Source organism: Pantoea sp. GM_Pan_4 (assembly GCF_026541005.1).
Classification (GTDB): Bacteria; Pseudomonadota; Gammaproteobacteria; order Enterobacterales; family Enterobacteriaceae; genus Pantoea; species Pantoea dispersa.
In genome coordinates, this window is the sequence record NZ_JALNUZ010000004.1 from 16809 (window position 1) to 32050 (window position 15242).

Genomic DNA, 15242 nt, shown 5'->3' on the forward strand with positions numbered 1-15242 from the left:
CCGGCGAAAATATTGAACAGTAGCGTGGAGACGTAATGGGCATTATTTTTGACAAGCCTTTGATTGGCGTAGTGATGTGCCAGAACCCCATCGGCAACCACGTTGGGCAGACCGTGCATAACAAATACCTCGACGCCGTGGTGCTGGCCGGTGGCGTGCCGCTGCCTTTGCCGCATCAGCTGATGCACGCGCCGCAGCTATTAGAAAACAGTATGACGTTGCTGGACGGCATTTTGCTCACCGGCAGCCCAAGCAATATTGAACCCTGGCATTACGGTGAAGAGGGTCATGAGGCGCATGCCGATCCGTCGCGTGACCGCTTGTCCTTTGCGCTTATCACCCACGCCAGCGGGAAAAAAATGCCGATGCTGGGCATCTGCCGCGGTTTGCAGGAGCTGGTGGTTGCCAACGGCGGCGCGCTGCATCGCCAGCTGCATCAGACGCATCTGTTTCAGGAGCACCGCGAAGATGACAGTCAGCCGCTGGAGCAGCAGTACGCGCCGGCGCATCTGGTGCAGCCCGAACCCGACGGCCTGCTGAGCCAGCTGCTGGGCAGTGCTGCTGCGTTCGCGGTCAATTCGCTGCACGGCCAGGGCATCCGCGAGCCGGGTCCGCAGTTACGCATAGAAGCGCGCGCGCCGGATGGCCTGATCGAAGCCGTCAGCCTGCGCCAGCATCCGTTTGCGCTGGCGGTGCAATGGCATCCGGAGTGGCAATCCGATCGCGATCCGGTCTCGCGCCGTTTATTCGAGGCCTTTATCCACGCCGCAGCACGTTATCACAAGGAAAAGCAGCCATGAATGATGCCACTCTGGCGCCCGGACGACGCTTATCGCAAATCCGGCAGGAGTTGGGATTGTCTCAGCGTCGCGTCGCTGAGTTGTCAGGTTTAACACACAGCGCCATCAGTACCATTGAGCAGGATAAAGTCAGCCCGGCAGTCAGCACGTTACAAAAGCTACTCAAAGTGTATGGGCTGTCGCTGTCGGAGTTTTTCTCGGAGCCGAAAGTGAATGCCACGCCGCGCATCATCGTACGGCCGGATGATTGCGTTGAGATCGGCAGTCTCGGTGTTTCTTTACAGCTGATTGATAACGGTGCGGCGAAGCGCGCGCTGGCGATGCTGCTGGAGCGCTACGAGCCGGGGGCCAGCACCGGTGAAAAGCTGCGCCATCCCGGTGAAGAGACCGGCACGGTGCTGGAGGGGGAAATCACTCTGGTGGTGAACGGTCAGAGTTATCACCTTAACCGCGGCGAAAGCTACGTGATTGATACCGGTTTGCCGCACAGTTTTACCAATACGTCAGATCAGCCGTGTCGCATTGTCAGCGCGCATACGCCCGCCAATTTCTGAGTTCACGCGCTACAGGAGGTTATGATGCACCACGTGCAAAGTTATTACGCCGCGACCGCCAACGCGCACGCGCCGTGGCCGCAGCTGCAGCTGCAGGAGAGCATTCAGTGTGACGTCTGCATCATCGGCGGCGGGTTTACCGGGCTCTCTTCCGCGCTGTTTCTCACCGAAGCCGGTTACGATGTGGTGGTGCTGGAAGCGGCCCGCGTCGGCTTTGGCGCCAGCGGCCGCAACGGCGGCCAGGTGGTGAATTCTTACAGCCGCGATGTCGATGTGATTGAGCAGCGCTACGGCAAACAGACTGCGCAGATGCTGGGCAGCATGATGTTCGAAGGGGCGGAGATTATCCGCGACCGTATCGATCGTTACGCCATCGCCTGCGACTATCGCCCCGGCGGCATTTTCGCAGCGCTCAATCAGCGCCAGATGGGGCATCTGCGCAGCCAGCAGGCCAGCTGGGCACGCTACGGCAATAGCGATCTGGAGCTGCTGGACGAGCGCGGCATCCGCCGTGAAGTGGCCACCGACCGTTACGTCGGCGGCCTGCTGGACCGGCGCGGCGGCCATCTGCACCCGCTCAATCTGGCGTTGGGAGAAGCCGAAGCGATTCGCCGGCATGGCGGCCGTATATATGAGCAGTCGGCGGCGCTGGCAGTGACCTACGGCGCACCCAATCGGGTCAAAACCGCACAGGGTGAAGTCAGTGCCACCTTTGTGATTTTTGCCGGCAACGCCTATCTGCCATCGCAACTGGAACCGCGGCTGGGGCGCAAAAGCATGCCGTGCGGCTCGCAGATCGTCACCACCGAGCCGCTGAGCCGCGATCAGGCGCTGGGGCTGATGCCCAATAACCACTGTGTGGAAGATTGTAACTATCTGCTGGATTACTTCCGCCTGACTGCCGACAACCGCCTGCTGTACGGCGGCGGCGTGGTGTATGGGGCGCGCGAGCCGGAAGACATCGAGGCGTTGATCCGGCCCAAGCTGCTGCGCACCTTTCCGCAGTTGCGCGACGTGAAGATCAGCCATCGCTGGAGCGGTAACTTCCTGCTCACGCTGTCGCGCATGCCGCAGTTTGGTCAGCTGGAGAAGAATGTGTTCTTTATGCAGGGCGATAGCGGACATGGCGTGACCTGTACGCACCTCTCCGGCAAGTTGATCGCCGAAGTGCTGCGCGGCCATGCAGAGCGGTTTGATGCGTTTGCGAAGCTGCCGCACCTGCCGTTTCCCGGCGGAAGACGCTTTAAGGTGCCACTGACGGCGATGGGCGCGGCCTGGTATGCGTTAAGGGATCGGTTGGGGGTTTAAACATCAGGGGGCTTTGCTCCCTTAACAAAACGGCACTTATGACCTTCAACAAATCCCAAAGAAACGTTACCAATTAGCAATTCACTCATTACGGCATTCTTTACCAAAACTTGCTATATTCCGACGGTAATGCGAGGATCAGGCACTTTCATTTTACGGGTGCAGAAATGTTTAGGTTGTTTGCAAGGTATACCTCTGTCGGAGTGGTTAATACAGCCATCCATTGGGCAGTTTTTGGTGCGCTCCTGGCCAGTGGTGCCAAGCAATCTTGGGCTAACCTTGCTGCCTTCTGTGTTGCTGTCACATTCTCCTTCTTTGCAAATGCGAAATGGACCTTTAACGCCGAAGCCACCACTGCGCGGTATTTCCTCTATATATTTTTTATGGGAGGCATGGCGGTGACAATCGGTTGGACAGCAGACCACCTTCATATTAACCCCATCGTAACACTGATTTTCTTCTCCGCACTGAGTTTGATTTGCGGCTTCGTCTATTCGAAGTTTTTTGTGTTTAGGAAAAGTTAATGAAATTCTCTTTAATCGTCCCAGTATTGAATGAAGAAGAGGCTCTTCCCCTCTTCTATAATGCTGTGCGCGAATTTGCCCCCCTTAAAGAACACAGCCTTGAATTAGTGTTTATTAATGATGGAAGCACCGACAGCACTGAGGCGGTGTTAATGCAACTAGAAGCTAATGACAGCTTGGTGAAACACATTACATTTACGCGTAATTTTGGTAAAGAGCCAGCACTTTTTGCCGGGCTAGAAGCCGCAACGGGTGACGCCATCATTCCTATTGATGTGGACTTGCAGGATCCCATTGAAGTTATTCCTGAGATGATTGAAAAATGGCAGCAAGGTGCAGACATCGTGCTCGCTAAACGCGTTGACCGTAGTACAGACTCTCACCTGAAGCGAAAAACGGCCGAATGGTTTTATAAATTACACAACAAAATCAGCTCACCCAAAATTGAAGAGAACGTGGGTGATTTTCGGTTAATGTCCCGCGAGGTGGTTGAAAATATTAAACTACTTCAAGAGCGTAACTTGTTTATGAAAGGCGTGCTAAGTTGGGTCGGCGGTAAAACAGCCATTGTTGAATATGCTCGCGCTGATCGTGTAGCTGGCAAGACGAAGTTCAATGGTTGGAAGCTGTGGAATCTGGCACTGGAAGGGATAACTTCGTTTTCAACCTTCCCGCTTAGAATATGGACGTATATAGGATTATTTGTTGCAGCATTGTCATTTATCTATGGCGCATGGATGATATTAGACACTATTTTCTGGGGGAATCCAGTTAAAGGCTACCCTTCAATTATGGTTTCGATGCTGTTTTTAGGTGGGGTCCAGCTAATAGGAATTGGTGTGCTTGGCGAGTATATTGGCAGAATTTACATTGAGACAAAAAAACGACCTCGTTTCATGATCAAAGAAAAAAGAAACTATGAACAATAAATTTTATAGTAAAGAACTCAATTTATTTGGCCTTATTTCATTGGCTATATTTACTGCAATCGTTATTGCAGCTCCATTAGCGGGTGAAGATTACGGCTTAACAAAATTATTTCACGACGAGAGTCTTTTAAGTCGCATTTATTATGCAATTGATAGATCTCATACTCAGATCATTACGTGGAATGCGCGTTTAGGTGAGCAGCTAACCATTTTAGAATTAAGCCTACCTAATTGGATGTCCTTGACTTTATACAGCTCGTCATTTATTGCTTTTACTTTAACGATTGGAAAACTTTTTTGTAACAAGAGAAAATTTGATTGGAAACTTACTACTGGCTTTACAGCAAGTTTAACTTTTCTTCTTTGGCCTGGAATGGAAGTTTTTTTTTGGAAAACTGCAAACTCTGGCTACCTACAACCGATGATATTGACTCTTATTGCTGCTATCCCTTATTCAGATAAAAAAACACTCAATGTGTTGAAAAAAAATCGATTTAAATATTTGGGATATCTGTTAATTTGCTATCTCGCAGGGTGTAGTTTTGAAAATGTTCCATTCGCTTTATCAGCTTCCTTACTGATGCTCTGTGTTTGGCAACAAAGAAGAAGTCTATATAATTACTTGCCTATTCTTTCATTGATAGCTGGCTGGCTCACATTAATAACCGCACATTCAACATCTATCAGACGTGGATTCTATTCCAATGCTTACCCTCAAAATGGTAGTAACTTAAGCCATTATTTAGATAGAATAAAAGATGTAGCTTCGACTTTCTTCAACACATCACTAATATTATTTATCATATCAATAATTTCGTTAGCATACTTAAAAAAAATAGGTCTGCTGACTAAATACCACATTTGTTTAGTTGTTGCATCCGTATTAGTAGTCGGTTCAATGATTGCATCTCCTTACACCGAAGCCCGTAGTTTTCTTTTCGCTTGGTGCGTGATGTTTTCAATTAGTTGCTATGCATTGTCGATATTTATAGAACGTAATAATTTACATACATACACAACACCAGTTCTATTAATGTCATTATTTTTTGGGCTGTACACCCTTAGTATTTACTCATCATATGCAACAAAGTTGAATGAGAGAAACGCTGGCATAATCAGCGCGTTAGGTTCTGAAGCCTGCAAAAAAGGTTATAAAATAAACCTCATTAACACAAGCTATCCTTATCGCTATATTAATAACAGAGATGAGTGGTTCTTTTATAATGCCAATTCTGTTGGTACTTATTATTATAACTGCAAACTAATAGGAGGTAGCTTATGAGCTCGCTCAATGCCAGCAAAAAAATAAAATTGAATCCACCTTTAAATACAACAAAAGGTTAGATAAATGTTTGATAAGAAAGAAGAGTTCCTCAAATCTGCACTTTATCCTTTCTTGGCTGCTTTAGCAGTCTTTATTACAGTCTATGCATACGAGCTCAGTCATTTTACGTTATCAATAGACGAGGAATTTAATGATAATATCATTCATACTATTAGCATGGGGAGATGGGGACATTCATTTCTCAAACAGTTCATTTTTCCAGAACCTTTCACTCCCTTCTTCACCGAACTTTTGTCCTTTATTCTATTATCTATTTCATGCACTATCATAACAATAACGATGGGGCTTAGCTTAAAACAATCTGTTTTCTTTGCGTTAGTTTACGCCTCGATGCCTCAACTGGCGTATCAGTTGCAATTTTTGAATCAATTTGACACATTAGCTACCTCATTATTGCTATCATCGATAATAGTATTTTTCATCATCAAAAAAAATGGTGTTATTTTCAATATAATACTACCATCGATATTTTTGTGCATTTCAATTTCAATTTATCAATCAATTATTTTCTATCCGCTCTCAATTCTAATCGCAAGCATATGCATTGATACCACTCGCAATGTAAATAAAATATCTTTACTTAAAGTTTCATTATGTTTCCTGATATCGTCTGTAACTGGAATGGTTTTATATGCGATACTAACTAGGGTTATACAAAATATCTACAATGTTAACTCTGACTCATACTTTACTAATATGATCAGTTGGTTGCACGCCTCGCCATTTGAAAGCATAAAAATCCTTTTTGATTTTATAAAAGGATTCTTAACATTCGAAACCACATTTGGGCTTAATATATTTTCTTTATCTGCGTTTCTATTGGCGCTTCCTTTGCTAACCCCATTAAGAAAAAAAATAAAGTATTCATTTTACGCTGCCACGTTAATTTTTTCAGCTTTTGCTCTTAACATTATAATTGGTGGCGCATTACCAGCACGAGCGATGACATGTCTTGGTGTTGTTTTTGCTGCATCTTGTGTAATAGGATTTTCGTCATTTAAAGATAACAAGGTGATGTGGCTTATTCCTGTAGTATCAATTCTGTATGGCACATCTAGTGTCAGCAACTTATTCTATTCAGAAACAACGGCCTACAACAAAGATTATCGTTTGGCTACACATATAGTAAATGACATATCAACTGTAATTAACTCTTCAACTGAAGAACCTTTGAAAGTGTATTTTTATGGAGGGCTTGACCTAAACTATAATAATAAAATAGAAAATTCCGACATGTTTGGCACATCATTCTTGAACTGGGATTCCGGAAATTCCGCGAGAATATCTGCTTTTATTAATAGAACTGGGATAGCTAATATCACCTCTGTTTCATTCAATGATGTAAAAGAACATCAGAACTTGATCAACATGATGCCTGTTTGGCCAAGAAAAGGAAGTATTTTAGTGTTCTCAGATATAGTTATTGTTAAATTAGGTAACAATCTTGGGAACTGCGCAAACGGTACTTATAAGAATGTTGATCCTAGTAGATGTCTTTAAATTATAAAACAGCCTGTTTTGCAGGCTGTTTCATTTCACTCCAGCGGCATCTTCATCGGGTCATCGTAGCTGTAATCAAACCCCAGCTCGTGACAAATCTTCGAACCGTCAATCACCTTGCCGCTGGCGCGCACCGGCTCGGCAATAAACGTCGGTGGCACCAGGCCTAACTGCTTTGACACGCTCGGATAGAAACTGTCGCGTGACGGATGTTTCGGGGCGCACAGGTTGTAGACGTGCCCGCCCTTCGGCGTTTGCAGCAGCAACACAATGGCGTCGACCACATCATCAAGATGCACCAGGTTCACCGCATGCGCGCCGTTTTCCAGGTTGGTTTTACCGGCGAGGAAACGTCCCGGATGGCGGTTCGGGCCGACCAGTCCGGCGAGACGCACGATATCCACACTGGTGCCCGGCAGGTCATGCAGCCAGTTTTCCAGCTCCACCAGCGTTTTGCCCGCTACCGTCTCCGGCTGCAGCGCACTGCTCTCTTTTCTTACGCCGTCGCCGCTGCCGTATACCGAGGTAGAGCTGGTAAAGATGATGCGCGGCACTTTATTCGCCAGCGCGGTATCAACCACGTTCTGCACCGCCTGCATGTAATCTTCGCCACCCTGCACGGTGCGGCTGGCGGGCAGCGTCACCACCAGCGCATCCACCGCCATCAGTGCGGCCAAATCATCTGCTTCACACTCCAGCTCCGGTGACAGCACCAGCTGAAACGCATCAATACCACAGCGGCGCGCCGCATCGACGCCATCCGGTGAGGTTTTGCTGCCGGTCACCTGCCAGCCGCGCGCTGACAGCGCCATCGCCAGCGGCATTCCCAGCCATCCCAGACCTACAATCGCGACCTTTTTCATATCGACTCCTGCTCTCCCGCGCTAAGACACCCCATCTTAGTGCCAGCGCGTCAGCCAGACCAGCGCAAACTGTTGCCGAAGGTTGCGAAAACTGACGTTAAAAAAGGGTTGCCAAGCGCCGCCATCTTCGTTAGGTTAATCAGCACGCAAATGAATACTCATTCAGCAACGGAATTTTTTATGACACGCGTTCAGTTCAACCACCATCATCACCATCACCCTGACTAGTCTTTCAGGCGATGTGTGCTGGAAGACGTTTAGGATCTTCCAGTGGTGCGAGCGCAAAGAGAGCCCCCGGAAGATCATCTTCCGGGGGTTTTTTTATGGGCGAACGCAACCCGATACGCTTCAGACAGGATTGAATAAGAGGACAGGAACCATGTTAGATAACACCCGTTTACGCATAGCTATGCAGAAATCTGGCCGTTTGAGTGATGAATCACGCGAACTGCTGGCACGCTGCGGTATTAAAATTAACCTTCAGCAGCAGCGTCTGATTGCGTTTGCGGAGAACATGCCGATCGATATCCTGCGCGTGCGCGATGACGATATCCCTGGCCTGGTGATGGATGGCGTGGTCGACCTCGGTATCGTTGGCGAAAACGTGCTGGAAGAGGAGCTGCTGACGCGCCGCGCGCAGGGCGAAGACCCGCGCTACTTTACGCTGCGCCGCCTCGATTTCGGCGGTTGTCGCCTGTCATTGGCAATGCCAGTCGATGCCGAGTACACCGGTCCGCAATGCCTGAATAATGCCCGTATCGCCACCTCTTACCCGCACCTGCTGAAGAAATACCTTGATAAACAAGGCATCGCGTTTAAATCCTGCCTGCTGAACGGCTCTGTTGAAGTGGCACCGCGCGCCGGTCTGGCCGATGCCATTTGCGACCTGGTGTCCACCGGCGCCACGCTGGAAGCCAACGGCCTGCGTGAAGTTGAGGTGATTTACCGCTCCAAAGCGGTGCTGATTCAGCGCGATGGCGAACTGCCAGCGGCGAAACAGCAGCTGGTGGATACGCTGATGACGCGCATCCAGGGCGTGATAAAAGCGCGTGAATCCAAATACATCATGCTGCACGCGCCGAGCGAGCGGCTGGAAGAAGTTATCGCCCTGCTGCCGGGTGCCGAGCGCCCTACCGTGCTGCCGCTGGCCGGTGAAGTGAGCCGCGTGGCGATGCACATGGTGAGCAGCGAAACGCTGTTCTGGGAAACCATGGAAAAACTGAAGGCGCTGGGCGCCAGTTCGATCCTCGTGCTGCCAATTGAAAAAATGCTGGAGTAACCGATGAGCGCAATCATGCAACCTATCGACTGGCAGGCGTGCAGTGCCGAACAGCAGCAGGCGCTGCTGCAGCGTCCGGCAATCTCGGCATCGGCCAGCATCAGCGCTACCGTGCAGGACGTGCTGGTGCAGGTGAAACAGCAGGGCGACGCGGCGCTGCGGGCGTTCAGCGCGCGCTTCGACAAAGCTCAGGTGGAGAATCTGCGCGTGTCCGCCGCTGAGATGCAGGCGGCCGGCGAGCGGCTGAGCGACAGCTTAAAACAGGCGATGGCAGACGCCATGGCGAATATCGAAACCTTCCACAACGCGCAGATTCTGCCGCCGGTGGACGTGGAAACCCAGCCGGGCGTGCGCTGCCAGCAGATCACCCGTCCGGTGAAGTCGGTCGGGCTGTACATTCCCGGCGGCTCGGCGCCGCTGTTCTCCACCGTGCTGATGCTGGCAACGCCAGCGCGCATCGCCGGCTGTGGCCGCGTGGTGCTGTGCTCGCCGCCGCCGATTGCCGATGAAATTCTGTATGCGGCGCAGCTGTGCGGCGTGCAGGAAGTGTTTCAGGTCGGCGGCGCGCAGGCGATTGCCGCCCTCGCCTTCGGCACAGAAAGCGTACCGAAAGTAGACAAGATTTTTGGCCCGGGCAACGCGTACGTGACCGAAGCGAAACGTCAGGTCAGCCAGCGTCTCGACGGCGCAGCGATCGACATGCCTGCCGGTCCGTCTGAAGTGCTGGTGATTGCCGACGAAGGCGCGACGCCGGCATTTGTCGCTTCAGATTTGCTGTCGCAGGCCGAACACGGTCCGGATTCCCAGGTGATCCTGCTGACGCCTTCACTACAGCTGGCCGAAGGCGTGGCGCTGGCGGTTGAACAACAGCTGGCGCAGCTGCCGCGTGCCGCTACGGCACGTCAGGCGCTGGAGAGCAGCCGCCTGATCGTAGCGCAGGATCTGGCGCAGTGCGTGGAAATCTCCAATCAGTACGGCCCGGAGCACCTGATTATCCAGACGCGCCAGCCGCGCGCGCTGGTTGAGGAGATCACCAGCGCCGGTTCGGTGTTCCTCGGCGACTGGTCGCCGGAATCCGCCGGTGATTATGCCTCCGGCACTAACCACGTGCTGCCGACTTATGGCTACACCGCGACCTGCTCCAGCCTTGGGCTGGCCGATTTCCAGAAACGCATGACGGTCCAGGAGCTGACGCCGCAGGGCTTCCTCAACCTCGCCGCCACCATTGAAACCCTCGCCGCCGCGGAACAGCTGGACGCGCACAAAAATGCCGTGACCCTGCGCGTCGCCGCCCTGAAGGAGCAAGCATGAGCAACAACGTTGAAGATTTAGCCCGCGCCAACGTGCGCGCGCTGACGCCCTATCAGTCTGCTCGTCGCCTCGGTGGCAACGGTGACGTATGGCTGAATGCGAACGAATTTCCGCTGCCGGTGCCGTTTGAACTGTCGCAGCAGACGCTGAACCGCTATCCGGAGTGCCAGCCCAAATTAGTCATTTCGCGCTACGCCGCCTATGCCGGCGTCCAGCCGGAGCAGGTGCTGGTGAGCCGCGGGGCGGATGAAGGGATTGAGCTGTTGATGCGCGCCTTCTGCGAGCCGGGCAAAGACGCCATTCTGTTCTGCCCGCCGACCTACGGCATGTACAGCGTCAGCGCCGAAACCATCGGCATTGAGTACCGCACCGTGCCGGCACTGGACAACTGGCAGCTCAACCTGCCCGCCATCGCGGACCAGCTGGACGGCGTGAAAGTGGTTTACATGTGCAGCCCGAACAACCCGACCGGCAATCTGATTAATCAGGATGACATTCGCCAGCTGCTGGCGATGACCGCCGGCAAAGCGCTGGTGGTCGCCGACGAAGCCTATATCGAGTTCTGCCCGCAAGCAACGCTGGCCGGCTGGCTGCAGGAATTCCCGCACCTGGTGATTCTGCGCACGCTGTCAAAAGCCTTTGCGCTGGCGGGCCTGCGCTGCGGCTTTACGCTGGCCAACAAGCCGGTGATCGATCTGCTGCTGAAGGTGATTGCACCTTACCCGCTGGCAACGCCGGTGGCCGACGTGGCGGCGCAGGCGCTGAGCGAGCAAGGCATTGCGCTGATGCGTCAGCACGCGCAGCAGCTTAACGACAACCGCGCCTGGCTGTGCGAACAGCTGCCGCAGCTGAGCGTAGTGCAGCAGGTCTTCCCGAGCGAAACCAACTATATTCTGGCGCGCTTCACCGACTCGCCAAAAGTGTTTAAAACGCTGTGGGATCAGGGCATTATTCTGCGCGACCAAAACAAAAACCCTGGCCTGGCGGGATGTCTGCGCATCTCCATCGGCACCCGTGAAGAGTGCGAGCGCCTGATCGCCGCGCTGCAAGCCTTATCTGTGGAGCAAGCATGAGTCAGAAGATCCTTTTTATCGACCGCGATGGCACCCTCATCTCTGAGCCGCCGACGGATTTTCAGGTGGACCGTATGGAGAAGCTGGCGTTTGAGAAGAACGCCATCCCGGCCCTGCTGGCGCTGCAGGAGGCGGGTTATCAGCTGGTGATGATCACCAACCAGGACGGCCTCGGCACTGAACGTTTCCCGCAGGCCGATTTTGACGGCCCGCACAACCTGATGATGCAGATCCTGCGCTCCCAGGGCGTGAACTTCAGCGACATCCTGATCTGCCCGCATCTGCCGGAAGAGAACTGCGACTGCCGTAAGCCAAAGACCAAAATGGTCGAAGCCTGGCTGGCCGACGGCGCGCTGGATACCGCCAACAGCTATGTGATTGGCGACCGTCTGACCGACATCCAGCTGGCGCAGAACATGGGCATTCAGGGCCTGCGCTACGGTGCGGAAGGCGAAGACTGGGACGCGATTCAGGCGCGCCTGACCAAACGCGATCGTCACGCGCTGGTGAACCGCAATACCAAAGAGACGCAGATTAAAGTGGAAGTGTGGCTGGATCGCGAAGGCGGCAGCAAAATCAACACCGGCGTCGGCTTCTTTGATCACATGCTGGATCAGATCGCCGTGCACGGCGGCTTCCGCATGAACATCGAGGTAAAAGGTGACCTGTATATCGACGATCACCACACGGTAGAAGATACCGGCCTGGCGCTGGGCGAAGCGCTGCTGAAGGCGCTGGGCGACAAGCGCGGCATCGGCCGCTTCGGCTTCGTGCTGCCAATGGATGAGTGCCTGGCGCGCTGCGCGCTGGATATCTCCGGCCGTCCGCACCTCGAATACAAAGCCGAGTTCAGCTACCAGCGCGTTGGCGACCTGAGCACCGAAATGGTCGAGCACTTCTTCCGCTCGCTGTCGTACGCCATGATGAGCACGCTGCACCTGAAAACCAAAGGCCGCAACGATCATCACCGCGTGGAAAGCCTGTTCAAAGCCTTTGGCCGCACACTGCGTCAGGCGATTCGCGTTGAGGGCAACACCCTGCCGAGCTCGAAAGGAGTGCTGTAATGAACGTGGTGATTCTTGATACCGGCTGCGCCAACCTCTCTTCGGTTAAGTGGGCGATTGAGCGCCTTGGCTACACGCCCGCGGTGAGCCGCGATCCGGACGTGGTGCTGCGCGCCGACAAACTGTTTCTGCCCGGCGTCGGTACCGCACGGGCGGCGATGGACCAGCTGCAGGAGCGCGATCTGATCGAGCTGGTGAAAGCCTGCACCCAGCCGGTGCTCGGCATCTGTCTCGGCATGCAGCTGCTCGGACGTGGCAGCGATGAGAACGGCGGCGTCAGCACGCTGGGCATCGTTGATGAGCCGGTATCGCTGATGGATACCCAGGGTTTACCGCTGCCACACATGGGCTGGAACCAGATCACCGCGCAGGCCGGCAATCACCTGTTCCGCAACATTCCGGACGGCAGCTACTTCTACTTTGTGCACAGCTACGCCATGCCGGTGAATGCCGCCACCATCGCCCAGTGCGACTATGGCCTGCCGTTCACCGCCGCCCTGCAGAAAGATAACTTCTTCGGCGTGCAGTTCCACCCGGAGCGCTCGGGTAAAGCCGGCGCGCAGCTGCTGAAAAACTTCCTGGAGATGTGATGATTATCCCCGCATTAGATTTGATCGACGGCAAAGTGGTACGCCTGCATCAGGGCGACTACGGCCAGCAGCGCGATTACGGCAACGATCCCCTGCCGCGCCTGCAGGATTATGAACGCCAGGGCGCGGAAGTGTTACATCTGGTGGATTTGACCGGGGCGAAAGATCCGGCAAAGCGCCAGATCCCGCTGCTAACCGCGCTTTTACGCGGCGTCAGCGTGCCGGTACAGGTTGGCGGCGGTATTCGTCATCGTGACGATGTGGCCGCCCTGCTGGCAGCCGGTGCCACGCGCGTGGTGGTTGGCTCCACCGCAGTCAAGCAGCCGGAAGAAGTGAAAGGCTGGTTTAGCGAATTCGGTGCCGACGCCATTGTGCTGGCGCTTGACGTGCGCATTGACGCCAGCAATCGCAAAGACGTGGCGATCAGCGGCTGGCAGGAAGCGGCAGGCGTGACGCTGGAAGAGGTGATTGGCTGGTATCAGCCGGTGGGCCTGAAACATGTGCTGTGCACTGATATTTCGCGCGACGGCACGCTGAGCGGTTCCAATGTGGCGCTGTATCAGGAAGTATCGCAGGCGTTTCCGGACATCGCGTTCCAGTCTTCCGGCGGCATCGGTTCACTGGACGATATCGCTGCCCTGCGCGGCAGCGGTGCACAGGGTGTGATTGTCGGTCGCGCCCTGCTGGAAGATAAATTTACGGTAGCGGAGGCAATTGCATGCTGGCAAAACGGATAATCCCCTGTCTGGACGTGCGTGACGGGCAAGTAGTGAAAGGCGTGCAGTTCCGCAACCACGAAATCATTGGCGACATCGTCCCGCTGGCGCAGCGCTATGCTCAGGAAGGCGCTGATGAACTGGTGTTTTACGATATTACCGCCTCTTCCGACGGCCGCGTGGTGGATAAAAGCTGGGTATCGCGCGTGGCGGAAGTGATCGATATCCCGTTCTGCGTCGCCGGGGGCATTAAAACCCCGGAAGATGCGGCGCGCATTCTGCAGTTTGGCGCAGATAAGATCTCCATCAACTCACCCGCGCTGGCCGATCCGACGCTGATTACCCGGCTGGCGGACCGCTTCGGCGTGCAGTGCATCGTGGTCGGCATCGATACCTGGTTTGATGAAGCCAGCGGCAAGTATCACGTCAATCAGTATACCGGCGACGAAGCGCGCACCCGCGTCACCCAATGGGAAACGCTGGACTGGGTAGAGGAAGTGCAGAAGCTGGGCGCCGGCGAGATCGTACTGAATATGATGAACCAGGACGGCGTGCGTAACGGCTACGACCTGGTGCAGCTGAAGAAGGTGCGTGACGTGTGTAAGGTGCCGCTGATCGCTTCCGGCGGTGCAGGAACCATGGCGCACTTCCTCGAAGCCTTCGAGCAGGCAAACGTCGACGGCGCGCTGGCGGCTTCGGTGTTTCACAAACAAATTATCAATATCGGCGAGTTGAAAAACTTCCTGATCGACAACGGTGTGGAGATTCGCGCGTGTTAACTGCAGAACAACTGGCCAGACTGGACTGGGCCAAAACCGCGGGCATGATGCCCGTCATCGTCCAGCACAACGTCTCCGGCGAAGTGCTGATGCACGGTTACATGAACGAGGACGCGCTGCACAAGACGCTGGCCGACGGCAACGTCACCTTCTTCTCCCGTACCAAAAACCGTTTATGGACCAAAGGCGAAACGTCGGGCCACTTCCTCAAAGTGGTCAGCATCACGCCGGATTGCGATAACGACACGCTGCTGGTGCTGGCCAATCCGATTGGCCCCACCTGCCATCTCGGTACCTCGAGCTGCTTTTCGCCTGCCGCACCGGACTGGACTTTCCTGTATCAGCTGGAGCAACTGCTGGCCTCGCGTAAAAGCGCCGATCCGGCCAGCTCCTATACGGCGAAGCTGTACGCCAGCGGCACCAAGCGCATCGCACAGAAGGTGGGAGAAGAAGGTGTTGAGACCGCGCTGGCTGCTACCGTCAATGACCGCCACGAACTGACTAACGAAGCCTCCGACCTGCTGTACCATCTGCTGGTGCTGCTGCAGGATCAGGAACTGGATCTCAGCACCATCATCAACAACCTGCGCGCACGCCATAAGTAACA

17 protein-coding genes and 1 other annotated feature are annotated in these 15242 nt (G+C 53.8%); of the genes, 16 read left to right on the top strand and 1 reads right to left on the bottom strand.

All coding sequences use genetic code 11. From position 1 onward, the window contains the following. Positions 1-35: 35 nt before the first annotated feature. The 7 genes from puuD (at position 36) to OXR61_RS11290 (ending at position 6960) form a co-directional block, all read left to right on the top strand. Positions 36-800 carry a gamma-glutamyl-gamma-aminobutyrate hydrolase gene (gene puuD / locus OXR61_RS11260; protein WP_021509363.1) on the top strand — a complete coding sequence of 255 codons (765 nt, stop codon included), beginning with the start codon at positions 36-38 and terminating at the stop codon, positions 798-800. Beyond that, complete coding sequence (gene puuR, locus OXR61_RS11265; protein WP_031280073.1) at positions 797-1354, top strand: HTH-type transcriptional regulator PuuR; 558 nt, start codon at positions 797-799, stop codon at positions 1352-1354. The genes puuD and puuR overlap by 4 nt, the downstream gene beginning before the upstream one ends. 21 nt (positions 1355-1375) lie before the next feature. After that, positions 1376-2662 (top strand): FAD-binding oxidoreductase, encoded by a 1287-nt coding sequence (locus OXR61_RS11270; protein WP_031280072.1) that lies wholly within the window; start codon positions 1376-1378, stop codon positions 2660-2662. A 167-nt stretch (positions 2663-2829) separates the two neighbouring features. After that, the gene (locus OXR61_RS11275) at positions 2830-3186 is read left to right on the top strand and encodes a GtrA family protein (protein ID WP_021509360.1); all 357 of its coding nucleotides are present in this window, start codon (positions 2830-2832) and stop codon (positions 3184-3186) included. Beyond that, on the top strand, positions 3186-4115 hold the full coding sequence (locus OXR61_RS11280; RefSeq protein ID WP_021509359.1) for a glycosyltransferase family 2 protein: 930 nt from the start codon (positions 3186-3188) through the stop codon (positions 4113-4115). The genes OXR61_RS11275 and OXR61_RS11280 overlap by 1 nt, the downstream gene beginning before the upstream one ends. Then, complete coding sequence (locus OXR61_RS11285) at positions 4105-5397, top strand: DUF6056 family protein (protein ID WP_155519931.1); 1293 nt, start codon at positions 4105-4107, stop codon at positions 5395-5397. The genes OXR61_RS11280 and OXR61_RS11285 overlap by 11 nt, the downstream gene beginning before the upstream one ends. Positions 5398-5463: 66 nt before the next feature. After that, positions 5464-6960: a glucosyltransferase domain-containing protein gene (locus OXR61_RS11290; protein ID WP_071813649.1), complete on the top strand. Its 1497-nt coding sequence runs from the start codon at positions 5464-5466 to the stop codon at positions 6958-6960. A 35-nt stretch (positions 6961-6995) separates the two neighbouring features. Here OXR61_RS11290 and OXR61_RS11295 read toward each other — a convergent pair whose 3' ends face one another. Then, positions 6996-7823 (bottom strand): SDR family oxidoreductase, encoded by an 828-nt coding sequence (locus tag OXR61_RS11295; protein ID WP_021509358.1) that lies wholly within the window; start codon positions 7821-7823, stop codon positions 6996-6998. 180 nt (positions 7824-8003) lie between these two features. Between OXR61_RS11295 and hisL the strand changes: the two genes are divergently transcribed. From hisL to hisIE, 9 genes are all read left to right on the top strand, one after another. Continuing rightward, the gene (hisL, locus tag OXR61_RS11300; protein ID WP_100396937.1) at positions 8004-8051 is read left to right on the top strand and encodes a his operon leader peptide; all 48 of its coding nucleotides are present in this window, start codon (positions 8004-8006) and stop codon (positions 8049-8051) included. Next, positions 8027-8148, top strand: a sequence feature (His leader region). Its footprint overlaps the gene before it by 25 nt. A gap of 54 nt (positions 8149-8202) precedes the next feature. Beyond that, complete coding sequence (gene hisG / locus OXR61_RS11305; protein WP_031280070.1) at positions 8203-9102, top strand: ATP phosphoribosyltransferase; 900 nt, start codon at positions 8203-8205, stop codon at positions 9100-9102. Positions 9103-9105: 3 nt separating this feature from the next. Then, positions 9106-10413, top strand: coding sequence for a histidinol dehydrogenase (gene hisD, locus OXR61_RS11310; RefSeq protein WP_021509356.1), 1308 nt, complete (start codon positions 9106-9108; stop codon positions 10411-10413). Then, positions 10410-11486, top strand: coding sequence for a histidinol-phosphate transaminase (hisC, locus tag OXR61_RS11315; protein WP_021509355.1), 1077 nt, complete (start codon positions 10410-10412; stop codon positions 11484-11486). Before hisD ends, hisC begins: the two co-directional genes overlap by 4 nt. Beyond that, on the top strand, positions 11483-12550 hold the full coding sequence (gene hisB, locus OXR61_RS11320; RefSeq protein WP_021509354.1) for a bifunctional histidinol-phosphatase/imidazoleglycerol-phosphate dehydratase HisB: 1068 nt from the start codon (positions 11483-11485) through the stop codon (positions 12548-12550). Before hisC ends, hisB begins: the two co-directional genes overlap by 4 nt. After that, entirely contained in the window at positions 12550-13140 is a 591-nt protein-coding gene (gene hisH / locus OXR61_RS11325; RefSeq protein WP_021509353.1) for an imidazole glycerol phosphate synthase subunit HisH, read from the top strand. Before hisB ends, hisH begins: the two co-directional genes overlap by 1 nt. Beyond that, complete coding sequence (gene hisA / locus OXR61_RS11330) at positions 13140-13877, top strand: 1-(5-phosphoribosyl)-5-[(5-phosphoribosylamino)methylideneamino]imidazole-4-carboxamide isomerase (protein WP_021509352.1); 738 nt, start codon at positions 13140-13142, stop codon at positions 13875-13877. The genes hisH and hisA overlap by 1 nt, the downstream gene beginning before the upstream one ends. After that, the gene (hisF, locus tag OXR61_RS11335; RefSeq protein ID WP_021509351.1) at positions 13859-14635 is read left to right on the top strand and encodes an imidazole glycerol phosphate synthase subunit HisF; all 777 of its coding nucleotides are present in this window, start codon (positions 13859-13861) and stop codon (positions 14633-14635) included. Before hisA ends, hisF begins: the two co-directional genes overlap by 19 nt. Beyond that, the gene (hisIE, locus tag OXR61_RS11340; protein WP_021509350.1) at positions 14629-15240 is read left to right on the top strand and encodes a bifunctional phosphoribosyl-AMP cyclohydrolase/phosphoribosyl-ATP diphosphatase HisIE; all 612 of its coding nucleotides are present in this window, start codon (positions 14629-14631) and stop codon (positions 15238-15240) included. The genes hisF and hisIE overlap by 7 nt, the downstream gene beginning before the upstream one ends. The last annotated feature ends 2 nt before the right edge of the window (positions 15241-15242 follow it).

What these genes read in the sequence shown, in the direction of transcription:
- puuD (WP_021509363.1), top strand. Translation starts at nt 36, where the DNA reads ATGGGCATTATTTTTGACAAGCCTTTGATTGGCGTAGTGATGTGCCAG.
- puuR (WP_031280073.1), top strand. Translation starts at nt 797, where the DNA reads ATGAATGATGCCACTCTGGCGCCCGGACGACGCTTATCGCAAATCCGG.
- OXR61_RS11270 (WP_031280072.1), top strand. Translation starts at nt 1,376, where the DNA reads ATGATGCACCACGTGCAAAGTTATTACGCCGCGACCGCCAACGCGCAC.
- OXR61_RS11275 (WP_021509360.1), top strand. Translation starts at nt 2,830, where the DNA reads ATGTTTAGGTTGTTTGCAAGGTATACCTCTGTCGGAGTGGTTAATACA.
- OXR61_RS11280 (WP_021509359.1), top strand. Translation starts at nt 3,186, where the DNA reads ATGAAATTCTCTTTAATCGTCCCAGTATTGAATGAAGAAGAGGCTCTT.
- OXR61_RS11285 (WP_155519931.1), top strand. Translation starts at nt 4,105, where the DNA reads ATGAACAATAAATTTTATAGTAAAGAACTCAATTTATTTGGCCTTATT.
- OXR61_RS11290 (WP_071813649.1), top strand. Translation starts at nt 5,464, where the DNA reads ATGTTTGATAAGAAAGAAGAGTTCCTCAAATCTGCACTTTATCCTTTC.
- OXR61_RS11295 (WP_021509358.1), bottom strand. Translation starts at nt 7,823, where the DNA reads ATGAAAAAGGTCGCGATTGTAGGTCTGGGATGGCTGGGAATGCCGCTG.
- hisG (WP_031280070.1), top strand. Translation starts at nt 8,203, where the DNA reads ATGTTAGATAACACCCGTTTACGCATAGCTATGCAGAAATCTGGCCGT.
- hisD (WP_021509356.1), top strand. Translation starts at nt 9,106, where the DNA reads ATGAGCGCAATCATGCAACCTATCGACTGGCAGGCGTGCAGTGCCGAA.
- hisC (WP_021509355.1), top strand. Translation starts at nt 10,410, where the DNA reads ATGAGCAACAACGTTGAAGATTTAGCCCGCGCCAACGTGCGCGCGCTG.
- hisB (WP_021509354.1), top strand. Translation starts at nt 11,483, where the DNA reads ATGAGTCAGAAGATCCTTTTTATCGACCGCGATGGCACCCTCATCTCT.
- hisH (WP_021509353.1), top strand. Translation starts at nt 12,550, where the DNA reads ATGAACGTGGTGATTCTTGATACCGGCTGCGCCAACCTCTCTTCGGTT.
- hisA (WP_021509352.1), top strand. Translation starts at nt 13,140, where the DNA reads ATGATTATCCCCGCATTAGATTTGATCGACGGCAAAGTGGTACGCCTG.
- hisF (WP_021509351.1), top strand. Translation starts at nt 13,859, where the DNA reads ATGCTGGCAAAACGGATAATCCCCTGTCTGGACGTGCGTGACGGGCAA.